Origin of the sequence: Undibacterium sp. Tian12W, from assembly GCF_049339405.1 — a bacterium.
Classification (GTDB): domain Bacteria; phylum Pseudomonadota; class Gammaproteobacteria; order Burkholderiales; family Burkholderiaceae_D; genus Undibacterium.
The window spans coordinates 1-23,624 of sequence record NZ_JBMPPK010000029.1 but is presented as its reverse complement, the minus strand read 5'-3'; the positions used below and the strand labels follow the sequence as shown (position 1 = coordinate 23,624).

The following is a 23,624-nucleotide window of genomic DNA, read 5'->3' as shown; positions in this document are numbered from 1 at the left end:
CGCTATCCCAGTCGCTATCCTAGTTAGTATCCCAGTCTGTATCCCAGACCGCCCACCAGTTTTGCTGGGCATCGGCAGCGGGTTGTTTTCTGGATGACAGATAAGTGGTTTCCTCAAGACTGATATTGACTTCGGCAGGCTGCTTGTCTTGCAAAACCTGATAAGCCGTTTCGCCCTTCAGTTTATCCAGCATTCCTGTCAGGCCGGCCACAGACCAGCAGTGATATGACCAGGTGTCTTCTGCCAGTACGCTGGTCGCAATATCCATGTCAAACTTGTAGCACAGACGCATCCGCAAACGCAGGGCAGGCTGCGGCTCTGTGCTGGTCTTCTCTGTAGGCACGCAAAACAGACGGACGATACCTATTTCAAAGCGCGTACCGCGCCCGCGATTGGTGATGTCGTCATACACCACCAGGCCATCGCCTTCAGCAGCGATGACGTCGTAGTCGCGTACATCCTGGTAATAAGCGCTCATCAGCCTCAGGGCTTGCGGCAGCTTCATGCTCTTGAGCGTCTGTTTATTTGCCCTGAGCAGGGCACGCAAGTCTTTTTCAGATTGCGCCGGATTTTTGTTCATGCTGATTTTCTCTTAAAGTTGCAAACCTGACACTCAGATTTCTACTTGCATATATGGTGGGCAATTTTACAGTGAAATAAATTCAGCCTGAGGAGAATTGATCCCGCCAAATAGTTTTGGTGAATGATTAATTTATTTAAAGAATGTTGAATCCATTCATGAGTCTCCTGCGTATCTGAAATATTGGTCATCAAAGACTGATACCCCAACCACCATACAGGAGCCTTAAATGAAAGCCTACACTCTGACTATCGCATCGCGCGCTGCTTGCATTTCCACCGTGCTGGCCAGCGCACTATTGGCGGGCTGCACTTCCATGAGCCCCATGGCAGCCACCTACTCGCAAGACAGCTTGCCAGATGCAGTCAAGGTGCCAGCAGGCAATAAAGTCGCCATGCAGACAGTAGGCGCAGGTTTGATCACTTATGAATGCCGCGCCAAGAAAGACATGGCAGGCCAGTTTGAATGGGCCTTCGTCGGCCCGGACGCCACACTCAGTGATCGCAGCGGCACCAAAGTTGGCAAATACTATGGCCCACCAGCGACATGGGAAAACCTGGACGGTTCCAAAGTCACCGCTACCCAGGTCGCAGTCGCACCAGCAGGCACAGGCAATATCCCGTATCAACTGGTCAAAGCCAATCCTGCGACTGGCAGCGGTGCCATGACAGGCGTCACTTACATACAACGGGTTGCAACCAAAGGCGGTGTGGCACCATCCGGTACTTGTGATGCTGGTAGTGCTGGTAGCAAGCAGACGGTGAATTACCAGGCGGATTATATTTTCTGGAAGTAATCACAACCGTAAATGATTATTGACCGATGCAGCGAATTCTCGTCGCATCGGCATTTTGCCATTACGTTGCGGGACTCTGCCAAATCATGGCATGTCAAAACTAAGCATAGATTTCACATTCAAAAAACGTCCTACACCTTTCTCAGAGCTTTCCTATAGTTCAGATCCTTGGCATGTAGCAAGCTGACCCCTTATAAATAAAATCTTGAAAGGGAGCAGCCATGCCAGAAGGACCATCCATCCGCATCTTGCAAGAAGATGCCAGCGGCTTTACAGGCAAGACCGTGAAAAAAGCATATGGCAATGCGAAGATGGATATGTCACGCATGAGCAATCAAAAAATCAAAGACCTGCGCACCTGGGGCAAGCACTTCCTGATCGTTTTTGAGGACTTTACGGTACGTATACATCTCCTGATGTTTGGCAGTTACCGCATCAATGAACAAAAAGACGCGGTTCCGCGCCTGTCTTTGTTATTTAAGGATGGACAGCAGCTTAATTTTTATACCTGTTCAATCAAATATCTTGAAGGTGATATCAATACCCATTATGACTGGGCTGCCGATGTCATGTCAGATGATTGGGATGCTGCGGCCGCACGCAAAAAATTACGCGCCAACCCGTCTATGTTTGTCTGTGATGCCTTGCTGGAACAGGATATTTTTTCTGGCGTCGGTAATATTATCAAGAATGAAGTCCTGTTCAGAATCCGCCTGCATCCTCTTTCGCTTGTGGGCAGTTTATCAAGCGCAAAATTATCGGACATGGTTACGCAGGCGAGACAATATAGTTTTGAATTTCTCGAATGGAAAAAAGCCTTCGTCCTGAAACAGCACTGGCTTGCGCATACCAGGAAAATTTGCCCACGTTGCCATATTCCTTTCCTGAAAGCACATCTAGGGCATAAGAAGCGCCGGGCTTTTTATTGTGAGAAGTGTCAGAAGAAATATGATTAGTGGTTTGATTTTTGGATGAAACTGTTTAGCTATGCGTTTTCCATGGTACCAGCTTGCGTTCAAGGCGGCGCATGAGCAAATCGAACAGGTAGGCCACGATGCCGATAAGGATGATGCCCATGATCACGATATCGGTGCGCAAAAAACTGGACGCGTTTAACACCAGTTGGCCTACTCCAGCCGTCGCTGCCACCATTTCAGCCGCGACCAGGGTGGTCCAGCCAAAACCTATGGCTATCCTCAAGCCTGTCAGAATATCAGGCAGCGCTGCTGGCAAGATCACATGCCGCAATAGTTGCCACTGGCTTGCACCCATCGATAATGCCGCATGCAATTGCTCGGATGCGACCTTGATGACACCGGCGCGGGTAGCTACCGCGATAGGCGCAAAACAGGCCAGGTAGATCAGCAATATCTTGGCTGTTTCGTCGATGCCAAACCAGATCACGATCAAGGGCAGATAGGCCAGTGGTGGCAACGGTCTATAGAATTCGAGGATGGGATCAAAGATGCCGCGCACGATGCGATTGGTGCCCATCAATAAGCCCAACGGTACGGCGCTGATAGCAGCAAGCAAGAATGCACCAAACACGCGTATCAGGCTCCAGGCCAGATGTTGAAGCAATGGCAGCCCGCCTTGTATATTGCCACTCCAGGCCTGTTGAGCAGCGAGCCACACAGCCGCTGGCGAAGGCAGGAATAAGGGTTCTACCCAGGCTCTTGCCGTGATGAACCACCAGCCAGACAACAGCACGGCGATGGTGACGATAGTCACTCCCACGGTTTTGCCACTGCCTGGCCTTGGGTACACCTTTGCTACCGGCAATAACGGCACAACCTCGCGCCTTGTAACTTCTGTATAAGCGTGATCAGGAGTTGCAACTGAGGTGGATGGTGGTGGCATGTGGAAATCTTTAGACAGGATGATGCACAAGTTGCAGCAGACGTTCACGCCATGCGATGAAGTCAGGCGAAGATTTGACTGTACGCGCATCGCCCGAGGCCAGATATTCGCCAGAAAATGGCAACTCAAATTGTTGGGCAATGCGGCCAGGGCGCGGCGACATGACGATTACCCGCGTGCCGAGAAAAAGCGCTTCTTCTACACTATGGGTAATGAAGAAAATGGTTTTGCCGCTACGCTGCCAGACTTTGACCAGCAGTTCTTGTATTGCCTCACGCGTCAGGGCATCAAGCGCACCCATCGGTTCATCCATCAGCAGCACACGGGGATTATTTGCCAGGGCGCGGGCTATCCCTACACGCTGCTGCATGCCGCCAGACAATTGATAAACGGGGGACGTAGCAAATTGCTCCAGCCCGACCAGACGCAATTGATCCAGCGCAAGCGCATTACGCTGCTCACGTGCGATACCGCGAAAGCGCAATCCCAGTGCGACATTGTCCAGCACATTCAACCACGGCATCAGCGCATGCTTTTGAAACACCACACCCACATCAGGGCTGGGGCCGTTGATTGCCACATCGTCCAGCGTGAGTTCACCCTCAGATGCCTGTATGAAACCGGCCAGGCAATTCAGCAAAGTTGTCTTGCCACATCCTGAAGGGCCAAGCGCGACGACGAATTCTCCTGGGGCGATAGACAGGTTAACGTCGGACAAGGCCAGTGCTTCATCCGGCCCGGTACCGGCAAAGCGCACCGACAGCCGGCGTATATCAAGCCGGCCGCCGTTGTGAGCCGCAGGTGTGATTACTGTGCTGCCGCTTTGCGTACCCATGTGGCATTGACTCCTACGCTATAGTCTGGCAAAACCGTCTGTATAGTGCCCTGGCTTTTCAGGAAAGCCGCTGTAGCAGCCAGTGATTTGGCCGCACCACCACCCAGCCATTGTGCTGAGGCCTGTTGCTGCAAAGTCGGAAACTCATACAACGCCAGGCTGGCAGGCACTTCCGCAGCCTCTGCACCAGCCCATTTTGCGACTGCCTTGATTTGCGCTGAATCTGTTTTCCAGTTTGCCTTGTTGTTGCGGTAATCCGCATCCGTGGCCGCCAATAGCTTCACCAACTCAGTCAGGAATGCATCATTCTGTTTGGCGAAATCCTTGTTGACCACGATGCCATCAAAGGTTGCCGTGCCAGTCTGTTTGGCGATCTCACCAGAAGAGATTAGGGTCTTGCCGGTCTTCTTCACTTTGGCCAGTACAGGATCCCAGATGAACGTCGCATCAATATCACCCCGCTCCCACGCTGCAGCAATTTCTGGCGGACGCAAGTTAATAATCTTGACGCCACGCGCATCAACTTTTGCATGTTCCAGTGCCAGCAGAGTATGGAAATGCGAGGTCGACACAAACGGCACGGCAATGCGCTTGCCATTCAGATCGGCCAGCGTTTTGACATTGCTGCCATTACGCACCACCAGTGCTTCGGCATCATTGATATTGTCCAGTATCCAGAACAACTGTATGTTCAAACCCTGCGACAAGCCCGAGGCTATCGGTGCCGACCCTGCTTCACCTATCTGTACCGAACCAGAGGCCAGCGCACGGATAACATCAGCACCACTCGCCAGCTTGCGAAACGTCACCTTGTACCCGGTCTTTTGTTCCAGGTTGTGCGTTTCCTGCGCATAGCGCCAGGGCACGACCATGTCCTGATAAGCGATAACTACCTCTTTGGTTTCGGCAACAGCGTTCCCCATGAGGAAGACACTGGCGGCGAGGGCGAGAACATGCAGATTCTTTTTCATATATGTTGATGGACAAGTGGCAGACGGTCCAGTATATGAGCTGGTTTTGTGCCGTAAAACGAATCTTTCCGACTATGAATATGCAGTGCATGTATTGCGTACTTTGGGTATAAGCCGGGAGGGGACGTTGAGAGGCGTTGAGAGGCTTAAAAAAGAAAAATGTTCGGTGCCGTACACTGATCTGACTCCTGGCGTCGCATAATGGATATCAATGTGCACTATTTGTCAGTGCAAACTATAGCCACTAAAGCCAATAAAGGACATCGCGTGGAACGCCAAAAGCTTTTTCTGGAAGGCCCTATCACCAAAGCACTTGCGGCACTGGCGTTGCCCATTATCCTCGGCAACATTTTGCAGACTGGTTATCAGTTGACCGATGCATTCTGGGTGGGCCGGCTGGGTGCCTCGGCAGTCGCGGCGATTTCCATCAGTTTCCCGGTGACTTTCCTTGTTATTGCCCTGGGTTCTGGTCTTGCCATGGCAGGGGCGACGCTCACTGCACAGTATATGGGCGCAGGCCGGCAAGATATGGTCAATCATGTTGCTGCCCAGACCATGGTCATGGTCGCTATCAGCTCGGTGGTACTGGGCCTGATTGGGTATAGTCTGGCACCGCACCTGCTGACACTGCTGGGCGTAGAGCCAGCAGTTCACGATGGCGCGTTGGGTTTCATGCGCGTGTCCTTCATAGGCATTATTTTTGTATTCATTTATGCGATGTTCCAGGCACTGATGCGTGGCGTCGGCCAGACCAAAATCCCCTTGTATATCGTCGCAGGAACGGTACTGCTGAACTTCTTGCTTGACCCCTTGTTCATCTATGGATGGCAGATCATTCCTCCTTTAGGTGTCATGGGCGCGGCCTATGCAACCCTGGTGACACAGGCGCTGGCGGCCTTGATAGGCATGATCATTTTCTTGCGTGGCAGACATGGCATACAACTGGATTGGCGTGCTTTAAAACCAGACCCGGCCTATATCCGCCGTGCTTTCTTCCTGGGTTTGCCAGGTTCGGTCGAGCTCTCGACGCGTGGTCTGGGTTTGATCGTCATGTCCTTCCTGGTGTCCAGTTTTGGAACTGTCACGATTGCCGCTTACGGTGTCGGTGCAAATATTTTGCAAGTCATCACGATACCTGTCATGGGCATTTCGATGGCGATATCCACATTGGTGGGGCAAAATATCGGGGCCGGCAATATTGAACGCGCATCACGCATTACGGTGCTCGGTACCTTGATAGGCTTTGCCGTGCTTAGCGTGGTGGGCGTCATCGCCTATGCACTGGCACCTCTGATCGTCAGTTTTTTTATTCCCAATGATGCCGCAGTCATTGCAGAAGCCGCAAACTTCTTGCGCATCATGTGCCTGGCATGGGGGGGTATAGGTGTGCAGCTTTGCATCGTGTCGGCTTTCCGTGCCTCTGGCAATATGCTCAATGCCATGATCATCGCGCTGGTGTCACAGTGGATGGTGCAGTTTCCGCTGGCGTATGTATTATCCAAGCATACGCAACTCCATGCCCATGGCTTGTGGTGGTCATTCCCGGTGACGAATATCGTAGTCGCCCTGATTGCCATCTGCTGGTTTGCCAGAGGCAGCTGGAAAACCACCAGACTCACTGAGGATGACAGGCAAACGGCACTCGTCAGTCAGGAGACGATTATCGAGGATGGTATACGGTGACGAGCGTTTCTTGTCGCAAGCATGAATGCATTGAAAAAGGGATAGCGCCATGAGCATTTCAAAAACTCCTGATTATGAGTTGTACTATTGGTCGGTCCCGTTTCGTGGTCAATTTGTAAGGGCTATCCTGGCATGCGCCGGAAAAACCTGGATTGAGGCCGACGATGCATCCATCATGAAACTCATGAGCGGGCCGATAAAAAATATGCCAGTACCCTTCATGGGGCCACCCATACTCATCGACAAAAAAAACAGATTCGCCATCGCTGAAATGCCCGCCATTGTGCTGTATCTTGGCGAAACACTAGATATCATGCCAGCAAGCCCGGAACTCCGCGCCATGACCATGAAAATAGTCAATGATGCCAATGACGTCATCGATGAAATCACCCTGGATGGCGGGCGACAGATGTGGACAGAAAAACGCTGGAAAGAATTCATTCCAAGACTACAAAAGTGGATGTCACTATGGGAAGAAACCGGCAAGCGCCACGGTCTTAGGGCTGGCAGTGGATTTTTATTGGGCGGCAAGGAGGCAGGCATTGCAGACATCATGACCGCCACTTTGTGGTCAACTTTAGGTGATCACTTTCCCAAAATAAAAAAGTTGCTTGAAAAGACCGCACCCATGACTGCAAACCTGTCACAACGCATCAGTGCGCTACCTCCCTTGCTCAAGCTTGCCGCCAAGGCGCGCGAAGAGTATGGGGATGATTATTGTGGCGGCAAGATAGGTGAGTCAATGAAAAAGATCATAGGTACTTAGCCAAATGAGAGAGTCCTGCGGTCTTGACGTGAGGCTCCTTTGGCTTGATCAACTGGTCTTGAATTCAGATGAGACGCAGGATGGGCTGCATTATTGATTTTGGGATGTCATGATCTGTCTGTATTGATTTCAGATGCTGTATCCACTTCCTGTAAGCGCCCCAGACGTACCAGTCTTGAATTGATTGATCCTCTTGAGCGCCCAAATTCCCTGGCGATTTCGCTTACCTGTGCTCCTGCATCAAATGCTGCCAGCAGTTCGGTGTCGTCTATTGCGGTCCAGGGCTTTCCCGCATTTGTCGCCAGTGATTTTTGCTTTTCATTGCTCGCGGATTTTGCTATTGCTAATTCCGTTTCCTGTTTTCCTGCGCCCAGCGCCTGGGCTGCAAGAAACAGGGCACGGATAATCTGGGGTTGATTAAAAATTCCTTCATCTGGCAAAGCGTCGCCAGTTTCCGGGTGTATGCCGAGTGCCAGAGATTCGAGAATGGTTTTTGCTTTTTGAGGAGTCATAAATTTTCGTTTTCGGCAAATGAGAAATCAGCAAAGGTGATATGAAAAGAAGGAAATTGGCAAAATTATTTTTCTGTTGATGCCAAAGCATTGAGCTACAACGATAAGCTACAACAGAGATTGCTGATCCGTAAAGACTATTGCTGGGATTTTTTATTTGCTGTGTTTCCAATCGCAGATTTTTGCCAGAAAAAGTAAAGGAAAAATCAGATCAATGCGAAAAGCCGCTTAACAAAGAAATTTGTTAAGCGGCTTTTCATTTCTTGGTGACTCAAGCAGTAGCTTATGTATGTGACCTGATGCGCTACTTGCTCGTATAAGGCAATGCAAACATGTACAAGCCAGAAAATAGCATCAGAAATAGCGGAGGCAAAGGCGCATATGTTATCCACGACGACGGTTCACCCTGACCGATTGCTCTTGCCGCAAAATTGGCGATGACTGTCAGCGTAAAAACGATGGATAGCCAGCGGTGGCTTTGTCGTATCCAATCGCTCAAGTTCATGATGATTTCCCTGCTTGTGGCTTGGATGCAGCTTCTATCATTTTCCAGCCATTGCCAGACGGATCGCGAAAACCCGCATCCACAGTGCCATAGCGATCGACGGGTTCTTGCGTGAACTCAACACCGCATTTGCTCAAGCGTTCATAGGTAGCGCGGCAGTCATCCACCACGAGTACGTTTGCCGGCATGGCCCCTTTTGCTACCATCTCATGCAAGGTTTGCGCGGTTGCCGCGTCATGCAGCGGTGCTCCGGGCACGAACAAGCCTAGCTGGAAAGAGGGCTGCTCCGGATGCTGAACCGTCAGCCAGCGATAACTGCCATTACGAACATCGGTGTGGACGAGAAACCCCAGCTTGCCGACGTAGAATGCCAGCGCTTCATCCTGATCATGCACATACAGACCTGCCACATTAACACCTTGAGTCATATATCCTCCTGATTTGATTGAGGCTCCAGTTTGCCAGCGGCTTCCATGCGCCGCTTCTCCAAAACTGCTGTATTGAGATCAGGACGCGCCGCATTGCGCATGACACACTCAGGGATATGCACACCCGCATGCGGAAGTGTGCGTTCACGTTCCCGCAGTTCTCCCGGGCTTTCGCCAGTAATATCACGAAAGATGCGTCCAAAGGTGCCAAGACTGGTCCAGCCAGTCTGGAGTGCGATCTCGGTAACGGGCAGATCAGTATCGCGCAACAGAGTTTTTGCCCGCTCGATGCGGCGAGTGAGCAGGTAACGATGGGGAGGCAGGCCAAAAGCCTTCTTGAATTCGCGCGCAAAATGCGCCGCCGATACTGCGCTCACTTCAGCCAGCTTGTGGATAGGCCAGTCTTCATGGGCAGCCCCATCCATCCGGTCTTTCGCCCGCAGCAAACGTCGTAATAGTTGGGGACTTTGAGGCATCTTATCCTCGCACAAAAAAAATGCCAACCTCAAGAGTGGGCGCTGATGATACCGATCCTTGATGGACAGTATTGAAATCGAACCACCGACACAAGCATTTTCAATCTTATACGATACCTGTGCATTATCCAACCATGGTTGGCATATCCCATGCCAAGCTAGTATGGTCGAGAATGCCAGGCAAATTGATGGGCAAGTGAAGGTAGCTTCTCAGTTCTTGCCCGGTGCCTCTTCAGGGCCATTTTTTGCCGTGTTAGGGGTTGGCAATTGAGATGGGGTGTTAAAACATTTTTTTTGAATCACTGCCTGGTCCAGTGCTTCTTTTTCACCTTTTAATCTGGCGAATTCCGCTTGTTGCTCTTTGTTGCCAGAACCTGTGAAAAATGCCGCTGGCCAGAAAATAACGACGGCCGCTGCAGTTGCGAGATTGCCATTGCTTGCACTTTGATCAATTCGCGCTCCCATTTGCGACGCTCTTACCTGAATACGCTGCCCCTCCATTGCCAACTGATCGCAGTCGTAGGTTGAATATTGAAGTGGCGAGATATAAACCGCAGAAATATCCTTGGAGGTGGTTGCACATCCTGCAAGAAGGGACATTGACAAGGCGATGTAAGAAAGTTTCTTCATTTTTTGCTCGCAAAAGTAATATTCTGAAAATACTATTTGGACATGATCTACTCAGTTAAATACAAGCCCGTATCTGTAACGCTGAGTGCCAAATGGTTTTAGGATTGTTGCCATCACATAGTATTGCCCATCGCCTGCCACTGCTCTTATGCTGGGAGAAGTAATAGTTTGCTTGTGAAAAAATGAATCACAAACAAAAACGCCAATCTTTGCAGATTGGCGTTTTGTAAAATTATTTCTTGGTGGCCCGGGGCGGAATCGAACCACCGACACAAGGATTTTCAATCCTCTGCTCTACCGACTGAGCTACCAGGCCAAGACCAAGAATTATAGACATGTTGGAGGCTGTTTGCAAGCTTTTTCTGAAAAAACCTGTGCCCCTCTCTATGATGGGGCTTTGATCTGGCGCATCGGGCAGGTGGGTGGGCTTCCCGTATAATGGGGCATTATCTGGTTTTTGATGGGGGACTGATGTCTGCTCAGGTGCGGGATTGCGATATTTGTATCGTTGGTAATGGGGCTGTCGGCAAAGCAGCTGCTTTGGGCTTTGCCCAGGCGGGGTTGCGTGTGAACTTGTTGTGCGCTCCTGGTTCTGGAGTGCCTGCAGTTGTTCCCAATTCGGCTCTCGGTTTAACTGCTGACTGGGATGTGCGGGTATATGCGCTGAACCATGTGGCGCATGATTTGCTGTCTTCATTAAAGGTCTGGGATGCACTGGATCAGGCGCGGCTGGCCCCGGTGTCAGCCATGCAGGTGCAGGGTGGTGGTATTGATGCGGGCAGGCTGGGCTTTGATGCTTATGGTGCGCACGTGAATGAGCTGGCCTGGATCATCGAAGACAAGAATCTGAACCAGGCGCTGGATACGGCTTTGCGGTTTGCGCAAAATCTGACGCTGGTGCAGGGGCGGGCGCAGGCTTTGGCAGTTGGCGCTGATGCTGCACAGGTAGAGCTGGATGATGGCAGCAGCATACGTGCGTCTCTGGTCGTTGGTGCTGATGGCGCGCAGTCGTGGGTGCGTGGTGCTTGCGATATTGGCCTTGATTACCGGTCGTATCATCAGCAAGGTGTGGTGAGCAATTTTGAATGTACCAAACCGCATCACGGTGTTGCTCATCAGTGGTTTGTACAAGAGCAGGGTATTATCGCCCTGCTGCCTTTGCCTGGTAATCGCGTTTCTCTGGTATGGTCGGCGCCAGATTCACTGGCCGAGACTTTATTGCGTGAACCCTTGTCGGCTCTGGTGGAGCGTTTGATGCCGTATTGTGGTGAGGTACTGGGAGCCTTGCAGCCAGTGCTGCCGGAGGCGATCAAAGCTTTTCCTTTGCGCCTGATGCGGCCACACAGCATGATCGCGCCACGGGTTGCTCTGGTGGGGGATGCAGCGCATGCTGTGCATCCGCTGGCGGGGCATGGCATGAATCTGGGGTTTGCTGATGTAGTGGATTTGCTGAAAGTGATCAAAGAAAAAGAAGCACACCGGGATTGTGGTGATGCCCGTTTGCTGGGCCGTTACCAGCGTGCGCGCAAGGAAGAGGTGATGCTGATGCTGGCTACAACAGATGGCCTGGCGCGCCTGTTTGCATCTGATTTGACACCTTTGCGTACAATACGTGATCTGGGATTGAACTTGCTGAACCGCTTGCCAGTCATAAAGAACAAATTAATCGCCCACGCCATGGGGAAATAAGTCTGGCGTGGTGTCGTGATGTGTTTGTAAGTTTGCCGCAATGAATGCGACCAAGAACCAGACTACGGTCTTTATGGTTTTGACGTTCTTGCACATGTATGAAGAAAATGAAAGAAGATTGAAGATGAAAAAAACTCTACAAGGCCTGATGGTCATTGCGCTGGCCCTGGCTGGCAGTGCCTTTGCTGCCGAGACGGCGCAAGAAGCCAATGTGCGCAAGCTGGTACAGCCCACCTTTCGTGAAGGTGTGAAGATTGATTCGGTGACCAAGACGCCATATTCAGGTCTGTTCGAGGTACGCATAGGTTCAGATATCATGTACACCGATGAGAAGGCACAATTCCTGTTCACGGGTGAAGTCATAGATGCAAAGAATGGCACCAATTACACCAAGGCCAGGATAGATGACCTGACCAAGGTAAAGTTTTCTGAGCTGCCGCTGGAATCTGCATTGAAGATGGTCAAGGGCGATGGCAAGCGTGTCATTGCGGTATTTGAAGATCCGAATTGCGGCTATTGCAAACAGTTCCGCAAGACGCTGGCGACGATGGACAACATCACCGTGTATACCTTCATGTATAACATTCTGGCAGAAGATTCCAAAACCAAATCCAAAAACATCTGGTGTTCGGCTGACCGCAATAAGGCCTGGGATGAATGGATGTTGCACGGCAAGGTCGCACCTGAGGCTGCTGCCAACTGCAATACACCCAACGATAAAATTTTTGCCCTAGGCCAAAAGTTGCGTGTAACGGGTACGCCTTCTGTTTTCTTTACAGATGGCACGCGTGCGCCTGGCATGCTGGATGTCAAAACGCTGGAAAGCAGGATTGCAGCAGCAGCCGGCAATAGCAAAGCCAACTAATCCATTTAAAGTATTAATTCACGATGACTTCGTCGCCACGCTGGACAGGCATTTTGCTGGCAGCGGGACGCGGTCGTCGCTTTGATGCGAGTGGCCAGCAAGACAAACTCTTGCAAATGCTGTCGGATGGCAAATCGGTGGCACAGCATAGCGCACACAATTTGCTGGCGGTTATGCCGCATGTAGTTGCTGTGCTCAGGCCAGATAATTCTGTGTTGGCAGGCCAATTGCAGACAATGGGTATTGAGTGCCTGGTCTGTCATGACGCTGATGCGGGCATGGCGAATTCTCTCAAACATGCTTTGCGTGCCACCGCGGACAGTGCTGGATGGGTCATCGCCCTGGCCGATATGCCCTCAGTAAAAACTTCTACCATGTCACTATTGTTTGAAGCCTTGCAGGCAGGGGCTGGAATAGTCGCGCCGGTGTATCAGGGACGGCGCGGTAACCCGGTTGGGTTTGCCAATCAATACTTGCCACAATTGCTGGATTTGCAGGGCGACATTGGTGCCCGCAGTGTTTTACAAAGCAATCCGCTCACGCAAATAGAAGTGGATGACCCTGGCATTCATGAGGATATTGATACTCGCGATGCCTTGCTCAGTCATTTGGATAAAGGCGGGAAAGCAAATGCTTGAAATACAGGATTCAATGATTTTGTGATTAAAATACTGTAAATAAGACATGGTTTCACAGACGATACGCATGACGGCTAGGGATTTTCCACAATTTTTGACCTTCCCCACCAGTTTTGTTACTTCTAAATAGCTTGTGGATATATCTATACAACTAAAATAACCATAGAATAGCGGTTTTCTTCCACCTGATTTAGAAGTGGGCGGTATTGGTGCTGCCAAAATGTATGGATAATCTCAATCGAAAACTGGCAATACGGATAGGCATTGCCGGGCTTGCACCATTTATCTTTTTGACGCTGGCTTGCTGGATAGTGCATCCAGACTGGTTGGGGGCTCTGATCAAGGCACAACTGCATTATGGCATTGTGATTTTGTCTTTTCTTGGCGGTCTGCATTGGGGCGTAGCTCTCATGGCAGGTGGCGGGCATGAGAATGAAAACAAAAAAGTCCTGATCTGGGGCGTGGTTCCCATTATTATTGCCTGGCTGTTTTTGAACCATATGCTGATAGGTTTTATCGTGCAGGTTGCCGGTTTTATCGCAACCTACAAGATAGACAAGCGTCTTTATCAATCTTATGGTGTGCCAGCATGGTTTATCAATTTGCGTTTGCAATTGACACGTGCAGTCGTAGGGGCGCAGTTATTTACTTTTATTGCGGCCAATGTGCGTAATTACACCGCGTCATAAAATTCTGTTCCACTTTTCATTTCAGTACTCATTATTTAAGAAACAGAAAGATCGTTCAGAATGAAAAAAACGATAACAACAAAGAGACAAGTGACGAACGTGTCAGTATCCGCCCATGCACTGGCATATACCATCGTCCCCAAGGACCTGGCCGGACATATGTACCTGGTCACGCTGGATATCGCAGCGCCTGATGCCGATGGCCAGATCGTCAGCTTGCCGGCATGGATACCTGGCAGTTATATGGTGCGTGAATTTGCCCGCAACATCGTGCAGATCAAGGCCAGTTCTGACGGCAAAAAAGTCGCGCTGAAAAAGCTCGACAAGCACACCTGGCAAGCTGCGCCTTGCAAAGGCGCTCTGCGTATCACGTATGAAGTCTATGCCTGGGATTTATCAGTTCGCGCAGCGCATCTGGATCAAAGCCATGGCTTCTTCAATGGCACCAGCGTATTTTTGAGCGTGCATGGCCAGGAGATGAATGCGCATGTGGTTGATATTCAGCGTTCTGAAGATATCGCCTGCAAAACCTGGCGCGTTGCCACGTCCTTGCCTGAGTTGAAAGCCAAGCGTTACGGCTTTGGTACGTATGTCGCTGCCAATTATGATGAGCTGATAGATCATCCGGTTGAAATGGGTGATTTTGCGCTGGCGACATTTGATGCGCACGGTATCTCGCATGACTTTGTCGTGACCGGCAAAGTACCGAATATGGATATGGAGCGCATCATCGCTGATGTGCAGAAAATCTGCGAAACGCAAATCGCTTTCTTCGAACCACGCACCAAAAAAGCACCAATGGACCGCTATGTCTTCATGACCATGGTGGTAGGTGAAGGTTATGGTGGCCTGGAGCATCGCGCTTCTACTGCATTGATTTGCAATCGCACTGACTTGCCAGTCAAACACCATGCAGAGATGAGCGATGGCTATCGTGGCTTTTTGGGCCTGTGTAGCCATGAGTATTTCCACACCTGGAACGTCAAGCGCATCAAGCCTGCGGCCTTTGCCAGCTATGATTTGCGTCACGAAAACTACACCAGCCTGTTGTGGGTATTTGAAGGTTTCACCAGCTACTATGATGACCTGATGCTGGTACGCGCAGGCGTGATTGATGAAGCTGCTTACTTCAAGTTGCTGGCCAAGACCATCAATATGGTGACACGCGGTAGTGGTCGTACAAAGCAAAGCGTGGCTGAATCCAGCTTCGATGCATGGACCAAGTATTATCGTCAGGACGAAAATTCACCGAATGCGATAGTCAGCTATTACACCAAGGGTTCTTTGGTGGCACTTGGCCTGGATTTGATGATACGCGCAGAAACTGTCGGTAAAAAATCCCTTGATGACGTCATGCGTGCGATGTGGCAAAAATTTGGCCGCGACTTTTATGAGCGCAGTCTGTCAGGCAAGCAGCAGGGCCTGGGCGAGACTGAGTTTGAAAGTCTGGTCGAGCAAGTCGCTGGCGTGAATGTACGCCGCTTCCTCGACAAGCATGTGCGTGGCACCGAAGACGTGCCGCTGGCAAGTCTGTATGCAGACTTCGCCTTGCAGGTAAATGATGGCAGTGCGAGCAAAAAAGCCAGCCTCGGCGTGCGTGTGGTACGTGATGGCAATGACTGCAAGATCGCCAATGCACATGAAGGTCGTGCTGCGCATGTTGCTGGTTTGTCGCCAAACGATGTCATCATCGCCATCAATGGTTTGCGTGTAACTGCCGCAGATGCTGCCGATAGTCTGGCTATGGCGCTGGGTCGTTATCGTGTAGGTGAGACGGTGCAGATTCATGCCTTCCGCCGTGATGAATTACTGACTGTGCAAGCGAAGTTGCAAGCGGATGATGTGCCAGCTGTGACTCTGACAGTGCAGGCAGCGGGCAAGGCTGCCAGTTTGGTGAGACCGAGCTTTCAGAAACCTGGCAAGAAGTAAGTTGTAGTTTCGAAAAAAATGCCGCACAGTCAGATACTGTGTGGCATTTTTTATTTTTTGTGAAACCTGGATATTTCCCTTTGGGGCAGTGGGATAGTCAGCAAACTACCCAAACACCTTCGCCAGTTCCTCACCTGGATTCTCGGCCCGCATAAAAGCCTCGCCCACCAAAAATCCATGTACGTTGGCTTCACGCATGCGTGTAACATCCGCTGCTGACATGATGCCGGATTCGGTAATCACCAGTTTGTCTGGCGTAATCCTTGGCAGCAAGCCTATTGTCGTATCCAGCGACACTTCAAAAGTACGCAGGTTGCGGTTATTGATGCCCAGCATTGCTGTCTTGAGTTTCAGGGCGGCTTCCAGTTCTTCAGCATCATGTACTTCAACCAGGACACCCATGCCCAGTTCATGTGCGCAAGCTTCGAGGTCAGCCATCAGGCCGTGATCAAGCGCAGAGACGATGAGCAAGATGCAATCTGCACCCCAATGCCTGGCCTGATAAATCTGATAAGGATCGATCATGAAATCCTTGCGCAGTGCTGGTAGGCTGCACGCTGCACGCGCCTGTTGCAGATATTCAGGCGCGCCCTGGAAGAACTGCACATCGGTCAGCACAGACAAACAGGCCGCACCATGTTCTGCATAGCTTTGCGCGATCTCGGCTGGATGAAAATCAGGGCGCAGCACGCCTTTTGAAGGCGAGGCCTTTTTAATTTCAGCAATCACCGCTGCCTTGCCAGCAACAATCTTGCCACGCAAGCTGCCTTCAAAACTGCGCAGATCAGCTTGTGCTTCCTTGTTTGATTCAACTTCTGCACGCAGGCTGGCAAAGGATTGATATTTTTTGGCTGCTGCCACTTCATCCGCTTTGACTGCCAGGATTTTATTTAAAATGTCAGACATGAGCTTACTTCCCTAATTGCTGGGTGACTTCAATAAACTGTTCCAGCTTGGCCCTGGCTGCGCCGGATGCGATAGCTGTCTGGGCCAGCTTGACGCCGTCTGCGATTGACGTGGCGATACCTGCACCATACAAGGCCGCACCCGCATTCAGGGCAACGATATCGGTAGCTGCACCAGGCACATTGTTCATCACTTCGAGTATCTTGGCTTTTGATTCATCGGCACCAGATACACGCAGGTTGCGGTTGGATACCATCTGCAAACCAAAGTCTTCCGGGTGGATGTCGTATTCGCGGATTTCGCCATTCACCAGTTCACCCACCATGGTCGGTGCACCTAGTGAGACTTCATCCATATTGTCACGCCCCCATACCACCAGTGCATGTTGTGCCCCCAGCCTTTGCAAGACGCGGATTTGTATACCCACCAGATCAGGGTGGAACACGCCCATCAAAATATTCGGCGCACCTGCTGGATTGGTCAATGGCCCGAGGATATTGAAAATGGTACGTACACCAAGTTCGCGGCGCACTGGCGCAGCATGCTTCATCGCCGCATGGTGGTTCGGTGCAAACATGAAGCCTATGCCGGTTTGTGCTATCGACTGGGCGATTTGCTCAGGCTTGAGATTGATATTCGCGCCCAAAGATTCGAGCACATCAGCACTACCGGAAGAGGACGACACGCTGCGACCACCATGCTTGGCGACGCGCGCACCAGCGGCAGCGGTGACAAACATAGACGCAGTAGAGATATTGAAGGTATGCGCGCCATCACCACCTGTACCGACGATGTCGATCATGTTGTCCGTATTTGCCAGTGGCACCTTGGTTGAGAATTCACGCATCACCTGAGCGGCTGCAGTGATCTCGCCTATGCTTTCTTTCTTGACACGCAGTCCCATGGTCAGCGCGGTGATCATGACTGGCGACATTTCGCCACCCATCAGTTTGCGGAATAGGAACAGCATTTCATCGTGAAAAATTTCACGGTGTTCTATCAGGCGTGTCAGTGCTTCTTGTTGAGAGATGGTCATGATGCTGTTCCAGTCAAAAAGTTTTTCAGCAGGGCATGGCCATGCTCGGACAAAATGGATTCGGGGTGGAATTGCACGCCTTCGAGATTGAATTCTTTATGGCGCACACCCATGATTTCGCCGTCATCTGTCCATGCAGTCACTTCCAGGCAATCCGGCAGACTGGCGCGTTCTATCGCCAGCGAGTGGTAACGGGTAATCGTATAAGGGCTGGGCAAATTCCTGAAGACGCCAACGCCAGTATGCGCAATCGCAGAAGTCTTGCCATGCATGACTTGCTTGGCACGGATGACCTTGCCACCAAAGGCCGCACCTATGGCCTGGTGACCAAGGCAGACCCCCAGGATAGGCGTCTTGCCAGCGAAGCGTTCTATGACGGCGATGGAAACACCTGCCTCTGCTGGTGTGCAAGGGCCGGGTGAAATACAGATGTGATCGGGCTTTAAGGCTTCAATCTCTTCTATCGTAATTTCATCATTACGGTAGGTACGCACATCTTCACCCAGCTCGGCAAAATACTGCACCAGGTTGTAGGTGAAGGAATCGTAGTTGTCTATCATGAGTAGCATTTAAATTTCTCCATCCAGGCCATCTTGCACTTGTTCTGCTGCACGCAATACTGCGCGTGCCTTGTTTTCGGTTTCTTGCCATTCCATTTCTGGTACTGAATCAGCCACCACGCCAGCGGCTGCCTGCACATATAGCATGCCGTCCTTCAAGACACCGGTGCGTATCGCGATCGCCAGATCCATTTCGCCGCCGAAGGACAGATAGCCGCAGGCACCGCCATAAATGCCGCGTTTGACGGGTTCCAGCTCATCAATGAGTTCCATGGCCCTGACTTTCGGCGCGCCAGACAATGTGCCTGCCGGGAAGGTGGCTTTCAATACATCGAGGTTGGACAAATCGGCTTGCAACACACCTTCTACATTCGAGACGATGTGCTGTACGTGCGAATATTTTTCTATGACCATCTGGTCAGTGACCTTGACGCTGCCAGTCTGGGCGATGCGGCCTATGTCATTGCGGGCCAGGTCGATCAGCATCACGTGTTCGGCGATTTCTTTCGGGTCGGCCAGTAATTCTTTTGCCAGTTCTGCATCGCGTTCTGGTGTGGTGCCGCGCGGGCGGGTGCCAGCCAGTGGGCGTATGGTGACTTTCTTGCTGCCATCATTCAGGCTTTCATTGCGTACCAGAATTTCTGGCGATGCGCCTATGATTTGCATGTCGCCAAAATTATAGAAATACATATACGGCGAAGGATTCAGCGAACGTAGGGCGCGGTACAGTGACAGCGGTGAATCGACATAGGGTTTCTTGATGCGCTGGCCCACCTGTACCTGCATGAGGTCGCCTGCCATGATGTATTCCTTGGCTTTTTCTACAGCCTTCAGATAATCTTCCTTGGCAAACTCGCGTATAGCTTCTGTACGGACAGATGCCGATGTAACAGGTGCATCAACGCTACGGCGCAGCATCGCGCGCAAGTCTTTCAGACGCTGGCGAGCTTTGGACCAGGCTTCTGGCTGGGTAGGGTCGGCATACACGATGAGGTAGAGTTTGCCGGATACATTGTCGATGACGGCCAGTTCTTCGGTCAGCAATAACTGGATTTCTGGCAAGCCCAGATCATCTTTTGGTGCCTTGCCAGCCAGGCGCTTTTCTACATGGCGCACGGCGTCGTAACCAAAATAGCCAGCCAGGCCACCACAGAAACGTGGCAGGCCAGGGCGCAGCGCAACCTTGAAGCGGGCCTGGAATTCAGCAATGAAATCCAACGGATTCATTTCGCGGCTTTCTATGACCTGGCCGTTTTTCAGGACTTCGACTTTTTCACCAAAGCTGCGCACCAGGGTATTGGCGGGCAAGCCTATGAAGGAATAGCGGCCAAAGCGTTCGCCACCCATGACGGATTCAAGCAAGAAGGTATTCTTGCCACCGTTTTGGGTCTGTGCGAGTTTTAAATATAAGGTGAGCGGGGTTTCCAGATCGGCGAAGGCTTCCGCAATCATGGGGATACGGTTGTAGCCTTGCGCGGCCAACGATTTGAATTCGAGTTCGGTCATGGTTTTCTTTCAACCGCCTGCCTGTTCCTGAAGCTTATGCACGCGTCTACAGCAGCAGCGCACGCAAATTCGCTCAAGAGAGTATGGACGGGTAAGACAGATTGATATAACAAGCAAGAAGATGTGCTGGGGATGTGCACAGCCACTCGCGGCATTCGTGTATTAACAGAATTGCCAGCGTCGCCATAGCCAGGCCTCAAAAGTGCCTGGAGTGATCATGGAACGTTTGTTATCGAGGAACATTCGTTATGTGAATGGTTTGAAAGTCAATGAGAGTTTTTCGCTGACAGCAGTTGTGCTGCTACCAACAGGGTTTCGACTATACCATCACTTTGAATATTTTGTACAGCTTCACCGTGGTTGTATCCATACGGCACTGTCAAGACCGGGCAACCGGCAGCGCGGGCAGCAATCGCATCATTGCTGGAATCGCCTATGGCCAGCACTTGTGATGGTGGCAAGCCCAGAGCCTTGCAGGCTTCCAGCATGGGTAGGGGGTCAGGTTTCTTTTTTGCAAAGCTGTCACCGCCATAGACTTGCTCAAAATAATGGAATATTTCTTTCTTTTGCATCAACGGCAAGGCAAACGCCAGTGGCTTATTGGTGACGCAGACCAGGCGCAGACCCAGATCGCGCATGGCTTGCAGGCCTTCATGCACCTCAGGGTAAAGCTGGCTGTGGTCACCATTGATAGCCAGGTAATGACGCTGGTAAGCAGCCAGGGCATCATCAAAGCGGGCTGCTACACCAGCGGCATCAAAATCCAGGGACAAGACTTGCTGGATCAGATTTTCAGAGCCCTTGCCCACCATGGTCTTGATGACATCCAGTGTCAGCGCAAAGTCCTCGCGCATGCGGTTGATGGCGACCAGAAAGTCTGGTGCGGTATCGATCATGGTGCCATCGAGATCGATGATGGCGGCTTTGATTTTGCTGAGCATGGCGGGGGGCGATCAGAGGTAGGCTTTCCGCCTGGTGTGGCGAAAAGCCTGAATATGAAATTGAGGGTTAAACCTTGGACAACTCAAGGCGCATGGCATCGATGATGGCTTTGTAGTCGGGTTTGCCAAAAATGGCAGAACCGGCAACAAAGGTATCGGCACCAGCACGGGCTATCTCTGCGATGTTCTCGATTTTGACGCCGCCATCCACTTCCAGCATGATGTCGCGGCCAGATTCATCAATGATCTTGCGGGCTTGCGCGATTTTCTTCAGTGTATGCGGGATAAAAGTCTGACCGCCAAAGCCAGGGTTGATCGACATGATCAAAACGATATCGACTTTGTCGATGACATTTTCCAGTACATGCAGCGGTGTTGCCGGGTTGAATACCAGGCCAGCCTTGCAGCCATGGTCACGTATGATTTGCAGGCTGCGGTCTATATGTTCCGACGCCTCCGGGTGGAAGGTGATGATATTCGCGCCAGCCTTGGCAAAGTCGGGGATGATACGGTCCACAGGCTTGACCATCAGATGCACATCGATAGGCACTTGCACTTGCGGGCGTATCGCTTCGCACACCATGGGGCCTATGGTCAGGTTGGGCACATAATGATTGTCCATGACATCAAAATGGATCATGTCAGCGCCAGCGGCGATAACATTGCGGACTTCTTCTCCCAGACGGGCGAAATCGGCAGACAATATACTGGGAGCAATGCGGAAAGTAGTCATGATGGAATCGTGCTTGAAAAAGATATGCTATTTTACCTTGTGAGGGCAAGCGGCTGTTGTCTTCGTCTGGCACAATGAACATAGTTCATCATGAAAGAAAATTATGGCAGCGTATGAAATAAATGTATCGGTGGCGACGCAATACCTCAAAGACCAGTCCGATCCTGAGCAAAACAATTTCGTTTTTGCCTACACCATCACCATCAAGAATACTGGCACCGTGGCGGCGCAAGTCATTTCCCGCCATTGGATCATTACCGACAGCACCAACCATGTAGAAGAAGTCAAGGGCCTGGGAGTAGTTGGCCATCAACCCTTCCTGGCGCCAGGGCAAAGCTTTGAATACACCAGCGGCAGTTCACTGAGAACACCACAAGGCAGCATGAAGGGCACTTATTTCTGCGTGGCAGAAGACGCCCATCGCTTTGAGGCAGAGATACCTGAATTCGTTTTGTCTTTGCCGCGTACCCTGCATTGATACTGGCATGGCCCAGGCTTATTGCGGATTTTCAATATCCTGGCTTTGCTTGCTTTGCTCTATCGGCTTTTTATCTTCTTTGGGTGGTGTTTCTGGTCTTTCTGGCGCGCGGCCATGAAACATCGTCCACCAGACGATAAAAATCAGCATGAACATCGCTACGCCTGCTTCCAGCGCTAATAACCACATCGCATTCACCTCGCTCAATAAATTAAGCGCATTGTACCTGCTAATTTGTGTGCTTATTTGCGCACCTAATTACAGGTGCTGGTCCGGCGCATTACAATAGGCATACCGGCATTCATGCTGCATACCCCTACTCAATAAAATCAGGAGCATCTATGACATACGAATGTATTTTGACTGAAACCCGCGACAAAGTCGGCTTGATCACCCTGAACCGCCCCAAGGCCATGAATGCGCTGAACGATCAGCTCATGGATGAACTGGGTCTGGCATTAAAAGCTTTCGACAAGGATGAGAACATCCATTGCATTATCCTGACTGGCAGTGAAAAAGCCTTCGCCGCCGGTGCCGACATCGCCGCCATGGTCGGCTATAGCTTCATGGATGCCTATAAGGACGACTACATCACCCGCAATTGGGAAACCATGCGCCAGATCCGCAAGCCAGTCATCGCTGCTGTCGCCGGTTATGCCCTGGGCGGTGGTTGCGAAGTCGCCATGATGTGCGACTTCATCATCGCTGCTGAAAATGCCAAGTTCGGCCAGCCAGAAATCAAGCTGGGCACTTTACCTGGCGCGGGTGGTACACAGCGCCTGCCACGCGCGATCTCCAAATCGAAAGCCATGGACATGTGCCTGACTGCGCGCATGATGGATGTGGTCGAAGCAGAACGCGCAGGCCTGGTATCCCGCGTCGTGCCGCTGGATAAACTGATGGAAGAAGCGTTCGCAGCAGCTAACACCGTTGCCTCTATGTCTTTGCCTATCATCATGATGGCCAAGGAATCGGTCAACCGCGCTTATGAAACTACGCTGTCAGAAGGCATACAGTATGAGCGTCGCCTGTTCCAGGCCAGCTTTGGTACGGAAGATCAGAAAGAAGGTATGCAAGCCTTTCTGGAAAAACGTCCAGCAGTATTCAAGAATAAGTAATTTGTCTTTAGTTTCTAGTTGTATAGAGACTATGTAGAGGCGCGTCATATATGACGTTCCTCTACAAATTAAATCGCATTTATACAGCTCTAAAAAATAGATCGCATTCGCGAAGCAATGCAAGCACGTTCCAGATCCACGCAAGCTCCTTCCCCTTCAATAGGAAGGTAGGGATGGGGATGGGTTCCGGTTGATCAGCAAAATCAGCACTATATAGATAGCCCCCGAACCCGTCGCTTCTGCGCAGGCAGGAGCCCAGCGTCGTCGATGATGTGCGGCGAGGCAAGCTACTCAGCCATACGCCAAACACCGAGCTAGTAGGGTGCGCCGTGCGCACCGTTCTCTTATCTTACATATACAGCCCTTTTATACAGCCGCTAGTTTTGCACCATAAGCAGTAAGAAGAAGTGCACAGTTACTCAAAGAGCGGTGCGCACGGCGCCCCCTACAAAACCACCCCCCGCCCCGTCCCCAAACACAGCCGCCCCAAGAAT

General features: G+C 51.2%; 27 protein-coding genes and 1 tRNA gene. 11 read left to right on the top strand and 17 right to left on the bottom strand.

From position 1 onward, the window contains the following. Nucleotides 1-19 precede the first annotated feature (19 nt). Nucleotides 20-580: a hypothetical protein gene (locus ACO0LI_RS27320; RefSeq protein WP_423036685.1), complete on the bottom strand. Its 561-nt coding sequence runs from the start codon at nucleotides 578-580 to the stop codon at nucleotides 20-22. A gap of 229 nt (nucleotides 581-809) precedes the next feature. On the opposite strand from ACO0LI_RS27320, the gene ACO0LI_RS27315 reads away from it, so the two are divergent. Beyond that, the gene (locus tag ACO0LI_RS27315; protein WP_423036683.1) at nucleotides 810-1,376 is read left to right on the top strand and encodes a DUF3455 domain-containing protein; all 567 of its coding nucleotides are present in this window, start codon (nucleotides 810-812) and stop codon (nucleotides 1,374-1,376) included. A 221-nt stretch (nucleotides 1,377-1,597) separates the two neighbouring features. Beyond that, nucleotides 1,598-2,332 carry a DNA-formamidopyrimidine glycosylase family protein gene (locus ACO0LI_RS27310; protein WP_423036681.1) on the top strand — a complete coding sequence of 245 codons (735 nt, stop codon included), beginning with the start codon at nucleotides 1,598-1,600 and terminating at the stop codon, nucleotides 2,330-2,332. Nucleotides 2,333-2,357: 25 nt separating this feature from the next. Here ACO0LI_RS27310 and ACO0LI_RS27305 read toward each other — a convergent pair whose 3' ends face one another. The 3 genes from ACO0LI_RS27305 to tauA are packed head-to-tail and all read right to left on the bottom strand — an operon-like array spanning nucleotide 2,358 to nucleotide 5,042. Then, nucleotides 2,358-3,236: an ABC transporter permease subunit gene (locus ACO0LI_RS27305; RefSeq protein ID WP_423036679.1), complete on the bottom strand. Its 879-nt coding sequence runs from the start codon at nucleotides 3,234-3,236 to the stop codon at nucleotides 2,358-2,360. A 10-nt stretch (nucleotides 3,237-3,246) separates the two neighbouring features. After that, the gene (locus tag ACO0LI_RS27300; RefSeq protein WP_422953564.1) at nucleotides 3,247-4,071 is read right to left on the bottom strand and encodes a taurine ABC transporter ATP-binding protein; all 825 of its coding nucleotides are present in this window, start codon (nucleotides 4,069-4,071) and stop codon (nucleotides 3,247-3,249) included. Further along, on the bottom strand, nucleotides 4,044-5,042 hold the full coding sequence (gene tauA / locus ACO0LI_RS27295) for a taurine ABC transporter substrate-binding protein (protein WP_422953565.1): 999 nt from the start codon (nucleotides 5,040-5,042) through the stop codon (nucleotides 4,044-4,046). Before tauA ends, ACO0LI_RS27300 begins: the two co-directional genes overlap by 28 nt. A gap of 267 nt (nucleotides 5,043-5,309) precedes the next feature. Between tauA and ACO0LI_RS27290 the strand changes: the two genes are divergently transcribed. Both ACO0LI_RS27290 and ACO0LI_RS27285 read left to right on the top strand, forming a co-directional pair. Then, nucleotides 5,310-6,725 carry an MATE family efflux transporter gene (locus ACO0LI_RS27290; RefSeq protein WP_423036677.1) on the top strand — a complete coding sequence of 472 codons (1,416 nt, stop codon included), beginning with the start codon at nucleotides 5,310-5,312 and terminating at the stop codon, nucleotides 6,723-6,725. 49 nt (nucleotides 6,726-6,774) lie between these two features. Next, nucleotides 6,775-7,491 (top strand): glutathione S-transferase, encoded by a 717-nt coding sequence (locus ACO0LI_RS27285; protein ID WP_423036675.1) that lies wholly within the window; start codon nucleotides 6,775-6,777, stop codon nucleotides 7,489-7,491. Nucleotides 7,492-7,598: 107 nt separating this feature from the next. Here ACO0LI_RS27285 and ACO0LI_RS27280 read toward each other — a convergent pair whose 3' ends face one another. The 6 genes from ACO0LI_RS27280 to ACO0LI_RS27255 all read right to left on the bottom strand — a co-directional run bounded on the left by ACO0LI_RS27280 (nucleotide 7,599) and on the right by ACO0LI_RS27255 (nucleotide 10,358). Further along, nucleotides 7,599-8,003 (bottom strand): hypothetical protein, encoded by a 405-nt coding sequence (locus tag ACO0LI_RS27280; protein WP_423036673.1) that lies wholly within the window; start codon nucleotides 8,001-8,003, stop codon nucleotides 7,599-7,601. A gap of 304 nt (nucleotides 8,004-8,307) precedes the next feature. Then, complete coding sequence (locus tag ACO0LI_RS27275) at nucleotides 8,308-8,508, bottom strand: hypothetical protein (protein WP_423036671.1); 201 nt, start codon at nucleotides 8,506-8,508, stop codon at nucleotides 8,308-8,310. Further along, a complete protein-coding gene (locus ACO0LI_RS27270) occupies nucleotides 8,505-8,936 on the bottom strand; it encodes a VOC family protein (RefSeq protein ID WP_423036669.1) in 432 nt (143 codons plus the stop codon). Before ACO0LI_RS27270 ends, ACO0LI_RS27275 begins: the two co-directional genes overlap by 4 nt. Continuing rightward, nucleotides 8,933-9,412 (bottom strand): helix-turn-helix transcriptional regulator, encoded by a 480-nt coding sequence (locus ACO0LI_RS27265; protein ID WP_422953571.1) that lies wholly within the window; start codon nucleotides 9,410-9,412, stop codon nucleotides 8,933-8,935. Before ACO0LI_RS27265 ends, ACO0LI_RS27270 begins: the two co-directional genes overlap by 4 nt. A 210-nt stretch (nucleotides 9,413-9,622) precedes the next feature. Further along, nucleotides 9,623-10,042: a hypothetical protein gene (locus ACO0LI_RS27260; protein WP_423036667.1), complete on the bottom strand. Its 420-nt coding sequence runs from the start codon at nucleotides 10,040-10,042 to the stop codon at nucleotides 9,623-9,625. Between the two features lie 240 nt (nucleotides 10,043-10,282). Continuing rightward, a tRNA-Phe gene (locus ACO0LI_RS27255) sits at nucleotides 10,283-10,358 on the bottom strand. Between the two features lie 155 nt (nucleotides 10,359-10,513). On the opposite strand from ACO0LI_RS27255, the gene ACO0LI_RS27250 reads away from it, so the two are divergent. From ACO0LI_RS27250 to ACO0LI_RS27230, 5 genes are all read left to right on the top strand, one after another. After that, nucleotides 10,514-11,731, top strand: a complete 1,218-nt coding sequence (locus tag ACO0LI_RS27250; protein ID WP_423036665.1) for a UbiH/UbiF family hydroxylase — start codon at nucleotides 10,514-10,516, stop codon at nucleotides 11,729-11,731. A gap of 124 nt (nucleotides 11,732-11,855) precedes the next feature. Then, the gene (locus ACO0LI_RS27245; protein WP_423036663.1) at nucleotides 11,856-12,596 is read left to right on the top strand and encodes a DsbC family protein; all 741 of its coding nucleotides are present in this window, start codon (nucleotides 11,856-11,858) and stop codon (nucleotides 12,594-12,596) included. Nucleotides 12,597-12,619: 23 nt separating this feature from the next. After that, nucleotides 12,620-13,234, top strand: coding sequence for a nucleotidyltransferase family protein (locus tag ACO0LI_RS27240; RefSeq protein WP_423036661.1), 615 nt, complete (start codon nucleotides 12,620-12,622; stop codon nucleotides 13,232-13,234). Between the two features lie 224 nt (nucleotides 13,235-13,458). Continuing rightward, nucleotides 13,459-13,923 carry a DUF3429 domain-containing protein gene (locus tag ACO0LI_RS27235; RefSeq protein ID WP_162043392.1) on the top strand — a complete coding sequence of 155 codons (465 nt, stop codon included), beginning with the start codon at nucleotides 13,459-13,461 and terminating at the stop codon, nucleotides 13,921-13,923. Nucleotides 13,924-13,983: 60 nt separating this feature from the next. Next, the gene (locus tag ACO0LI_RS27230) at nucleotides 13,984-15,852 is read left to right on the top strand and encodes a M61 family metallopeptidase (RefSeq protein ID WP_423036659.1); all 1,869 of its coding nucleotides are present in this window, start codon (nucleotides 13,984-13,986) and stop codon (nucleotides 15,850-15,852) included. A 105-nt stretch (nucleotides 15,853-15,957) separates the two neighbouring features. On the opposite strand, the gene trpC is transcribed toward ACO0LI_RS27230, so the two are convergent. The 6 genes from trpC to rpe form a co-directional block, all read right to left on the bottom strand. Beyond that, nucleotides 15,958-16,758, bottom strand: a complete 801-nt coding sequence (gene trpC / locus ACO0LI_RS27225) for an indole-3-glycerol phosphate synthase TrpC (protein WP_423036657.1) — start codon at nucleotides 16,756-16,758, stop codon at nucleotides 15,958-15,960. Nucleotides 16,759-16,762: 4 nt separating this feature from the next. Next, nucleotides 16,763-17,794 (bottom strand): anthranilate phosphoribosyltransferase, encoded by a 1,032-nt coding sequence (gene trpD / locus ACO0LI_RS27220; protein WP_423036655.1) that lies wholly within the window; start codon nucleotides 17,792-17,794, stop codon nucleotides 16,763-16,765. After that, the gene (locus tag ACO0LI_RS27215; protein WP_110258194.1) at nucleotides 17,791-18,363 is read right to left on the bottom strand and encodes an anthranilate synthase component II; all 573 of its coding nucleotides are present in this window, start codon (nucleotides 18,361-18,363) and stop codon (nucleotides 17,791-17,793) included. Before ACO0LI_RS27215 ends, trpD begins: the two co-directional genes overlap by 4 nt. Next, nucleotides 18,364-19,860 (bottom strand): anthranilate synthase component I, encoded by a 1,497-nt coding sequence (gene trpE, locus ACO0LI_RS27210; protein WP_423036653.1) that lies wholly within the window; start codon nucleotides 19,858-19,860, stop codon nucleotides 18,364-18,366. Nucleotides 19,861-20,126: 266 nt separating this feature from the next. Continuing rightward, on the bottom strand, nucleotides 20,127-20,801 hold the full coding sequence (locus tag ACO0LI_RS27205) for a phosphoglycolate phosphatase (RefSeq protein ID WP_423036651.1): 675 nt from the start codon (nucleotides 20,799-20,801) through the stop codon (nucleotides 20,127-20,129). Nucleotides 20,802-20,868: 67 nt separating this feature from the next. Then, nucleotides 20,869-21,534, bottom strand: coding sequence for a ribulose-phosphate 3-epimerase (rpe, locus tag ACO0LI_RS27200; protein ID WP_423036649.1), 666 nt, complete (start codon nucleotides 21,532-21,534; stop codon nucleotides 20,869-20,871). 103 nt (nucleotides 21,535-21,637) lie between these two features. Between rpe and apaG the strand changes: the two genes are divergently transcribed. Then, nucleotides 21,638-22,012, top strand: coding sequence for a Co2+/Mg2+ efflux protein ApaG (apaG, locus tag ACO0LI_RS27195; RefSeq protein WP_423012126.1), 375 nt, complete (start codon nucleotides 21,638-21,640; stop codon nucleotides 22,010-22,012). Between the two features lie 18 nt (nucleotides 22,013-22,030). On the opposite strand, the gene ACO0LI_RS27190 is transcribed toward apaG, so the two are convergent. After that, a complete protein-coding gene (locus ACO0LI_RS27190) occupies nucleotides 22,031-22,201 on the bottom strand; it encodes a hypothetical protein (RefSeq protein ID WP_423036647.1) in 171 nt (56 codons plus the stop codon). 152 nt (nucleotides 22,202-22,353) lie between these two features. Between ACO0LI_RS27190 and ACO0LI_RS27185 the strand changes: the two genes are divergently transcribed. Continuing rightward, nucleotides 22,354-23,130, top strand: coding sequence for an enoyl-CoA hydratase (locus ACO0LI_RS27185; protein ID WP_423036645.1), 777 nt, complete (start codon nucleotides 22,354-22,356; stop codon nucleotides 23,128-23,130). Nucleotides 23,131-23,624: the final 494 nt, after the last annotated feature.

Excerpts from the sequence above, each read along its gene's own strand:
- ACO0LI_RS27245 (WP_423036663.1), top strand. The coding sequence starts at position 11,856 with ATGAAAAAAACTCTACAAGGCCTGATGGTCATTGCGCTGGCCCTGGCT.
- apaG (WP_423012126.1), top strand. The coding sequence starts at position 21,638 with ATGGCAGCGTATGAAATAAATGTATCGGTGGCGACGCAATACCTCAAA.
- trpD (WP_423036655.1), bottom strand. The coding sequence starts at position 17,794 with ATGACCATCTCTCAACAAGAAGCACTGACACGCCTGATAGAACACCGT.
- rpe (WP_423036649.1), bottom strand. The coding sequence starts at position 21,534 with ATGACTACTTTCCGCATTGCTCCCAGTATATTGTCTGCCGATTTCGCC.
- ACO0LI_RS27205 (WP_423036651.1), bottom strand. The coding sequence starts at position 20,801 with ATGCTCAGCAAAATCAAAGCCGCCATCATCGATCTCGATGGCACCATG.
- ACO0LI_RS27315 (WP_423036683.1), top strand. The coding sequence starts at position 810 with ATGAAAGCCTACACTCTGACTATCGCATCGCGCGCTGCTTGCATTTCC.
- ACO0LI_RS27190 (WP_423036647.1), bottom strand. The coding sequence starts at position 22,201 with ATGTGGTTATTAGCGCTGGAAGCAGGCGTAGCGATGTTCATGCTGATT.
- ACO0LI_RS27235 (WP_162043392.1), top strand. The coding sequence starts at position 13,459 with ATGGATAATCTCAATCGAAAACTGGCAATACGGATAGGCATTGCCGGG.
- ACO0LI_RS27300 (WP_422953564.1), bottom strand. The coding sequence starts at position 4,071 with ATGGGTACGCAAAGCGGCAGCACAGTAATCACACCTGCGGCTCACAAC.
- ACO0LI_RS27285 (WP_423036675.1), top strand. The coding sequence starts at position 6,775 with ATGAGCATTTCAAAAACTCCTGATTATGAGTTGTACTATTGGTCGGTC.
- ACO0LI_RS27215 (WP_110258194.1), bottom strand. The coding sequence starts at position 18,363 with ATGCTACTCATGATAGACAACTACGATTCCTTCACCTACAACCTGGTG.
- ACO0LI_RS27305 (WP_423036679.1), bottom strand. The coding sequence starts at position 3,236 with ATGCCACCACCATCCACCTCAGTTGCAACTCCTGATCACGCTTATACA.
- ACO0LI_RS27265 (WP_422953571.1), bottom strand. The coding sequence starts at position 9,412 with ATGCCTCAAAGTCCCCAACTATTACGACGTTTGCTGCGGGCGAAAGAC.
- ACO0LI_RS27310 (WP_423036681.1), top strand. The coding sequence starts at position 1,598 with ATGCCAGAAGGACCATCCATCCGCATCTTGCAAGAAGATGCCAGCGGC.
- ACO0LI_RS27185 (WP_423036645.1), top strand. The coding sequence starts at position 22,354 with ATGACATACGAATGTATTTTGACTGAAACCCGCGACAAAGTCGGCTTG.
- ACO0LI_RS27270 (WP_423036669.1), bottom strand. The coding sequence starts at position 8,936 with ATGACTCAAGGTGTTAATGTGGCAGGTCTGTATGTGCATGATCAGGAT.
- trpE (WP_423036653.1), bottom strand. The coding sequence starts at position 19,860 with ATGACCGAACTCGAATTCAAATCGTTGGCCGCGCAAGGCTACAACCGT.
- ACO0LI_RS27230 (WP_423036659.1), top strand. The coding sequence starts at position 13,984 with ATGAAAAAAACGATAACAACAAAGAGACAAGTGACGAACGTGTCAGTA.
- trpC (WP_423036657.1), bottom strand. The coding sequence starts at position 16,758 with ATGTCTGACATTTTAAATAAAATCCTGGCAGTCAAAGCGGATGAAGTG.
- ACO0LI_RS27260 (WP_423036667.1), bottom strand. The coding sequence starts at position 10,042 with ATGAAGAAACTTTCTTACATCGCCTTGTCAATGTCCCTTCTTGCAGGA.
- tauA (WP_422953565.1), bottom strand. The coding sequence starts at position 5,042 with ATGAAAAAGAATCTGCATGTTCTCGCCCTCGCCGCCAGTGTCTTCCTC.
- ACO0LI_RS27275 (WP_423036671.1), bottom strand. The coding sequence starts at position 8,508 with ATGAACTTGAGCGATTGGATACGACAAAGCCACCGCTGGCTATCCATC.
- ACO0LI_RS27320 (WP_423036685.1), bottom strand. The coding sequence starts at position 580 with ATGAACAAAAATCCGGCGCAATCTGAAAAAGACTTGCGTGCCCTGCTC.
- ACO0LI_RS27250 (WP_423036665.1), top strand. The coding sequence starts at position 10,514 with ATGTCTGCTCAGGTGCGGGATTGCGATATTTGTATCGTTGGTAATGGG.
- ACO0LI_RS27240 (WP_423036661.1), top strand. The coding sequence starts at position 12,620 with ATGACTTCGTCGCCACGCTGGACAGGCATTTTGCTGGCAGCGGGACGC.
- ACO0LI_RS27280 (WP_423036673.1), bottom strand. The coding sequence starts at position 8,003 with ATGACTCCTCAAAAAGCAAAAACCATTCTCGAATCTCTGGCACTCGGC.